The sequence below is a fragment of the Algoriphagus sp. genome, assembly GCF_024642405.1.
GTDB lineage: Bacteria > Bacteroidota > Bacteroidia > Cytophagales > Cyclobacteriaceae > Algoriphagus.
This window is the reverse complement of record NZ_JAHEBC010000198.1, coordinates 1-7,084: the sequence shown is the minus strand read 5'-3', so window position 1 is coordinate 7,084 and position 7,084 is coordinate 1. Positions and strand designations below refer to the sequence as shown.

The window sequence follows — 7,084 nt, the reverse complement described above, 5'->3', positions numbered from 1 at the left end:
CTTTCATCGCCATTTATGACAATGTTTACATCTCCTGAATTTACCAGTTTAGACTGAGCAAAAAGGAGAATGAATACCAGCAGCAATATGATTACTGTAAATGCTACTATAGATGTAATAATTACTGAACCCATGAAATATTGGTTTTACTTTTTCGTATGGATTGATTCCGGTTTTGGAACACAAATATATTTATAAATCCTATAAACAGGTCATAACCAAATCCAAATTTGGCTAGAAACTGCAATTCATTTGATAGGATAACTGATTAATTATGCAAGAGGTTTAACAAAGTTGTCAATCTGCTCTTTAATTGTCGTCTATCGATGATAAAATCAAGAAATCCATGCTCTAAAACGAACTCAGAACTTTGGAATCCTTTAGGCAAATCTTTTCCGATAGTTTCTCTTATTACTCTAGGACCTGCAAATCCGATTAAAGCTTCTGGCTCTGCAATATTGAAATCTCCTAACATAGCATAGGAAGCAGTTACTCCGCCGGTGGTTGGGTCAGTCAATAAAGATATAAATGGAATTCCAGCCTGATCCAATAATGCCAACTTAGCCGAAGTTTTAGCCATTTGCATTAAAGAAAATCCAGCTTCCATCATTCTTGCTCCGCCAGATTTCGAAATCATTAGAAAAGGAACTTTATGCTTTAAAGAATAGTCGATAGCTCTAGAAATTTTTTCGCCAACTACAGAGCCCATAGATCCACCTATAAAATTAAAATCCATACATGATACTACCAGATCCAATCCATTCATCTTCCCAACCGCAGATCTTACTGCATCATTGAGTTCAGTTTTCTTGATAGTCGCTTCAATACGAGCTGTGTATGGTTTGGTATCGGTAAAATTCAGCGGATCTCCGGATTTCATATCCTTATCCAATTCAGTGAATTTATTCCCATCAAACAGTATCTCGAAATATTCTTTAGATCCGATTTTTACATGAAAATCATCGTCAGGACATACATATGCATTGTTTTTCAATTCACGTGTATGAATAATATTTCCATTCGGGGTTTTAAACCAAAGGCCATCCGGTGTATCCTTTTTCTCCGCAGTGGAGGTTTTGATGCCTTTGTCAGTTCTTTTAAACCAAGCCATAATGTGATTTTAGGTCGTTGTTTTGATAAATCAAAGGTTACAAATTTAGTCCTAATCTCCATTAAATAAAATCAGTTAGTATATACCTTACTTTTATTTGAAAGAGATTTTCTTTTTGTATTCAGTTTTAATTTCCTTTTTACTCCTCTTATAATTGCTTTATTTTGAAGTATTAACGTTATACTACATAATTAAGCAGTTATTTCAACAATCGCCAAATAACCCAAAGATGAGCCTTCCACTATTATTAATTGCGTCTGGAATAATTCTTTTTCTGGCTTATAAATTTTATGGAGGATTTGTTTACAAAAAGTTCGGTATCAATGATAAAAAGCCTGCTCCATCACATGAATTTAATGATGGGGTAGATTATGAACCTAGCAAACCAATTGTAGTTCTTGGGCATCATTTTGCCTCTATTGCCGGAGCTGGACCGATAGTCGGGCCTATTATTGCTGTTACTTTTGGTTGGATCCCAGCAGTTATCTGGATTTTGGTCGGTGGAATATTTTTTGGGGCAGTTCATGATTTAGGAAGCATGGCAGCCTCTCTAAAAACAGACGGAAAATCTATAGGTGTCATTATTAGAAACCAAATTGGCCCGAAAGGAAAGCAACTCTTCATCATCTTTTCATTTTCAACTCTAATCCTGGTTATTGGTGTGTTCGCTGATATTATTGCAAAAACATTCGTCAGTAATCCTGGGGTAGCATCGGCTTCTATATCTTTTATTTTTCTTGCTATCATTTTCGGAAAGTTCAGTAAAATCGTGGGAAGTAAAAAAATTGCATTTATAGTACTGAGTGCTATCGGGGTGATTTTAATGTATTTTTTCGTTTTTGTGGGAATTCAATTCCCAATAGTGTTGGACTATAAAATTTGGATTCTGGCTTTACTGGGATATGCCTTCATTGCTTCTGTAACTCCAGTAAGTCTTTTACTTCAGCCAAGAGATTATCTGAATAGCTTTCTACTTTATGGAATGATCATCGCCGCTGTCTTGGGTATTTTCATTGCCAACCCAGAGGTAAAGATGACCAATGAAATTGTAGCTTCATCCGAGAGTTTAGGGTATATCTTCCCTGTTTTGTTTATTACTATTGCCTGCGGAGCAATAAGCGGATTTCATTCTTTGGTAGCTTCAGGGACCACTTCCAAACAACTTGATAAAGCTAGTGATGCCAAACTTGTGGGATTTGGAGGAATGCTTATTGAATCCTTTTTAGCGATTATTTCAGTTTGCGCTGTGATTGTTTTAGAACGAGGAGACTATTTTGATAGACTCACAGGAGAAGGACCAGTGGCTTTATTTTCAACAGGATTAGGAGGTATGATTTCTAGTTTGGGTATTCAAGAAGAGTTTGCCGTGGCTTTTGTTGCATTAACAGTTTCTGCCTTTGCCTTAACAACATTGGATACCTGTACCCGATTGGCAAGATTTACTTTGCAGGAATACTTTGAAGATTTACCTCAACCAGCCGCCAAGAAAATAGCAACTAATCGATATCTGTCTACCAGCATCGTTGTTTTGCTTTCAATCCTATTACTTGTTTCGGGAGAATTTACGACCCTTTGGCCAATCTTCGGTTCTGCAAATCAATTGTTGGCAGCATTGGCTCTATTAACGATTGCAGTTTGGATGATCCGGGAAAAAGTTAATGCATGGTTTGTCACGATTCCTATGTTTTTCATGTTTACAGTGACATTGGCATCTTTGGGATTGTTTGCTTGGAAAAATTTCCAAGATGAGGTTTATGTACTCTCTCTTATTGCAGCTGCCTTATTTGTACTGGCAATTTCCTTAATGGTTTTAGCAACAAAAAGTCTAAAATCAGAAGTCAAAGAACCAGCCAAGGCTCTTTGACTTCATCTGATTTTATAATGAATTAAACGGTGTTGCCACTTTTCTAGGAATTCTCCATGCCAACGAGAAATTGATCAAATAATCTGCAAAAGCAGCATCCCCATGGACTACCTCATCAGGGGTAGAATTTTCGATATCAGTGACACTTTGGGTTCTATTTCTAAGCAAAGCAATCGGCACATTTAATGTCCCAGTCACGTTACCTTTCATGTAACTTATTCCGGGTTCAACTGAAACAATATATCCCGGCCTTCTAAATCCATTACTTCCTCCAATGACATCATGAACAGGTATTCCCTCTACTCTCCCACCTAAGGAAATTCCTAATCCATGAATCTTCTCGAACGATTTGAATACACCCGTTCTAACAGCAAACTGATCCGGAACGCTCATAATTGCCTCATTTTCCCTTCGTCTATTAGTTGGGGTTCCGTTAGTTTCTTTCGGATTAAACATATAGAATCCATCATAATACCAGAAATAAGAACTTGAAATATTCCATAGTCCTTGAAAATCAATTATTAGACCAGTGCCTCCATCTCCAAGTTGTATGGACTGATCAACAGTTTTTACCTCCTCAATTCCTTCAGTTCCTTGATTATAAAATTTACTTGTCGCGGCGTAATCACCAGTAGGGAATTTAATCCCCAAGCCGATTGCAGTATTTCCTTTTTTTGCTTTTTCGCCTGAGAGCAACCAATATCCAGCACCAATACGAATGTCTCCCAATCCTTTAGAATAAGTAGTATGCCGTTCGGTTCTTCCATGCTCATATAATGAACTGCGTTCGTTATACTGCAAAGGCAAGGAAAGGATACCATACACCCTTTCATTGAACGCATAACTTATATTGAAATCAACTCCATGTTGATGATTGATAACCTCAGTACCATCCTCCACTCGATTAGTTTCTTCATGGGTACCTCTGAAATGTCTAAATGACTTGAAATATCTGTAATTGGCCGAAATATTCCATTCGCCTTTTTCAAGCATATTCCCTTGGCCTACAGCATTCCCCAATCCAGAAAATTGACGAATCGCGACACAACCTTGACCGTAAGAATTTATTGTACACAGTAGCATGGCTACTGCTATGATAGTAGTAATATTTTTCATTTTTGTAGGGTAAATTGTTAAGTGCCTGAAACAAGACACTTTGAAAAGATGAAGATTTTCTTTTATGGAAAATCAAAATGGTGTCGAATACGAAGTACTCGATCAAAAAATCAAGAAAACTGGGGAGGAGGTGAATCGAGGGTGAAAACCGGATTTTGATAAGCTGAAAAAATAAACCCTATTAAATTACTTTCGTGTTTTGCAGAAAAAACTAGAAATGAAAGATCTTCACTTTGAATGTAATCTTTGACAAAATTTTTCAAAAGAGTTTTACTCCCTTGATCAGCAGGAAGCTCATCGTCAACTAAGGAAGAAATCCATTTTTTTATGGTATTATCCAGGGCTTTCCTAGCTGTGTCTGGAACATAAATAATCTGCAATTTATCGTCGATGTACCGTTGTTTAATTGCCCGGTAATATTTCCCGTCTTTCTCAAATCTGGTATTAGTAACCTGAAAATCCTCTTGGTAAGACATATAAGGGACAGTCAATGGGACTTCCATCATTCTTTCATCCAACTCTCCCAATTCTAAACTATACACTTTATTTTCCCACTTTGACTCTAAATGAGTATCGAAGGAAACATAGAAAGCGTAATAGCCAAAATGGTAGATGGCAAAACACAAGAGCAGTAATATGGAAGAGAGTTTTTTCAATTCAGATACTTTGCAGTACGAAAAGTAAATATAAATTAATCCTTTCCCCAATTAAGAATTAAAAATCTGATTGAGAATAAATAAATTTAAAGGAAACAAAATATTATTTCAACCTATTTCAATTATTCAAAATAAATTTGATAAATAAATAAATTACAAGAAGTATTATAGTTGATAATCCGAAAATTTTCAAAACTTTCAATCTATTGAAACGATCCAAAAACCAAAGGACATAGACTGGTTTAATCAATCCTAGGAAAAGCTGTAGGACAGAAACTCCAATTAAAAATTTTAGAATAAATAGAATTGCTTCAATCATGTCTCAAAAATAAAAAAGGAACGATTTCCCGTTCCTTTTTATATTACTTATTCAAGCTAAATTATTTTTTTCGCTTGATCTCACGCATTTCATAGCCTTCAATCGTATCGTCTACTTCTATATTATTGAAGTTCTTAATAGAAATACCACATTCATATCCAGCTTTCACTTCAGCAACATCATCCTTGAATCTCTTCAACTGATCGATCTCACCTTCATGGATTACAATCCCATCTCGGATCACTCTGATTTTGTTCTTACGGGTGATAAATCCATCCATAACGTAGGAACCAGCTACAGTACCAATCTTCGAAATCTTGAAGACTTCACGAACTTGGATATTACCAGTGATAACTTCCTCGAATTCTGGCTCAAGCATTCCTTCAATTGCATCCTTGATTTGATTAATCGCATCGTAAATGATAGAGTAATGTCTGATTTCAATTTCTTCCTGTTCTGCTAATTTCTTAGCATTTGCAGAAGGCCTTACCTGGAATCCTAAAATAATGGCGTCCGAAGCTGAAGCTAGAAGTACGTCAGACTCAGAAATCTGACCAACACCCTTATGGATGATGCTAACTTTAACTTCGTCTTTAGACAGTTTTAATAACGAATCTGAAAGTGCTTCAACTGATCCATCCACGTCACCTTTGATGATGATATTGAGCTCCTTAAATGACCCGATTGCCAAACGACGACCAATCTCATCCAAGGTAATATGTTTCTTAGTTCTAAGACTTTGCTCTCTTTGTATTTGCTCTCTTGAGTTAGCAATTTCTCTTGCTTCTCTCTCGGTATCGTAAACTTTGATAATGTCACCGGCTTGAGGAGCACCACTTAAACCTAGCAACTGAACTGGAGTAGAAGGTCCTGCAGTTTTAAGCTTTTTGCCTTTATGATCAAACATAGCTTTCACACGGCCATAATGCTTTCCTGCAAGGGTAATATCTCCAATATTCAAAGTACCACTTTGAACCATAATCGTAGTTACATACCCTCTACCTTTATCCAAAGACGCTTCAATTACAGTACCTGAAGCATTTTTATCCGGATTTGCTTTTAATTCTAAGACTTCTGCCTCCAAAAGAACCTTTTCCAATAGATCATCAACCCCTTCTCCAGTTTTAGCGGATAATTCCTGAGATTGATATTTTCCACCCCACTCCTCTATCAAGAGATTCATGTTTGCTAATTCCTCTTTAATTTTATTCGGATTAGCATTGGGCTTGTCAATTTTATTTATGGCAAAAATCATAGGAACACCAGCCACTTGAGCATGGTTGATGGCCTCTTTGGTTTGCGGCATGATACTATCATCTGCAGCAATGACAATGATTGCGATATCAGTAATTTTAGCACCACGAGCACGCATCGCTGTAAAGGCTTCGTGACCCGGAGTATCCAAAAAAGCAATTTTATTTCCAGTTTTAGTCGTTACATCATAAGCACCGATGTGTTGAGTAATTCCACCTGCTTCATCTGCTGTAACTTTAGAGGTACGGATATAATCAAGCAACGAAGTTTTACCATGATCAACGTGTCCCATGATTGTGACAATCGGAGCTCTTTCTACCAAATCTTCAGGAGCATCTTCAACCTCTTCTACAATTTCATCTTCGATGGACTTGGTAAACTCTACATCATAGCCAAATTCATCTGCGATGATAGTTATCGCTTCAGCATCTAGTCTTTGGTTGATCGAAACGAACATACCCAAAGACATACAAGTCGAAATAATTTGGTTCACAGAAACGTCCAAAAGAGCTGCTAAGTCATTGGCAGAAATAAATTCTGTGACTTTAAGCAATTTAGTTTCTTCATTTTCGTGATCAACTTCTCTTTCTCGTTCTGCCTTTTTATCTCTTCTTGACTTAGATTTCCCCCCTCCCGGCTTGTTACCTTGAAGCCTAGCAAGAGTCTGCTTAATTTGATCCTGAATTTCTTTTTGAGTGGGTTCAGCTTTCTGTACTCTCGCTTGTCCTCCTCTATTTTGATTATTTCCTTTTTGACCTCCTTGG

Annotated in this window: 5 protein-coding genes and 1 pseudogene; 1 reads left to right on the top strand and 5 read right to left on the bottom strand. The window is 36.9% G+C overall.

What is annotated here, in order from left to right; genetic code table 11:
* Both Q0L68_RS13830 and accD read right to left on the bottom strand, forming a co-directional pair.
* Positions 1–134, bottom strand: a pseudogene (locus tag Q0L68_RS13830) (NADH:ubiquinone reductase (Na(+)-transporting) subunit F); the annotation flags it as partial.
* Positions 135–268: 134 nt separating this feature from the next.
* Entirely contained in the window at positions 269–1,111 is an 843-nt protein-coding gene (gene accD, locus Q0L68_RS13825; protein WP_296704250.1) for an acetyl-CoA carboxylase, carboxyltransferase subunit beta, read from the bottom strand.
* A gap of 229 nt (positions 1,112–1,340) precedes the next feature.
* On the opposite strand from accD, the gene Q0L68_RS13820 reads away from it, so the two are divergent.
* The gene (locus Q0L68_RS13820; RefSeq protein ID WP_296704245.1) at positions 1,341–2,975 is read left to right on the top strand and encodes a carbon starvation protein A; all 1,635 of its coding nucleotides are present in this window, start codon (positions 1,341–1,343) and stop codon (positions 2,973–2,975) included.
* Positions 2,976–2,987: 12 nt separating this feature from the next.
* Here the strand turns inward: Q0L68_RS13820 and Q0L68_RS13815 are convergent, their stop codons facing one another.
* The 3 genes from Q0L68_RS13815 to infB all read right to left on the bottom strand — a co-directional run.
* Positions 2,988–4,091, bottom strand: coding sequence for a hypothetical protein (locus Q0L68_RS13815; RefSeq protein ID WP_296704243.1), 1,104 nt, complete (start codon positions 4,089–4,091; stop codon positions 2,988–2,990).
* Positions 4,092–4,201: 110 nt separating this feature from the next.
* Complete coding sequence (locus Q0L68_RS13810; protein WP_296704240.1) at positions 4,202–4,747, bottom strand: hypothetical protein; 546 nt, start codon at positions 4,745–4,747, stop codon at positions 4,202–4,204.
* Positions 4,748–5,127: 380 nt separating this feature from the next.
* Positions 5,128–7,084 (bottom strand): translation initiation factor IF-2 (gene infB, locus Q0L68_RS13805; RefSeq protein ID WP_296704237.1); only part of this gene is annotated, 1,957 nt, incomplete at its 5' end.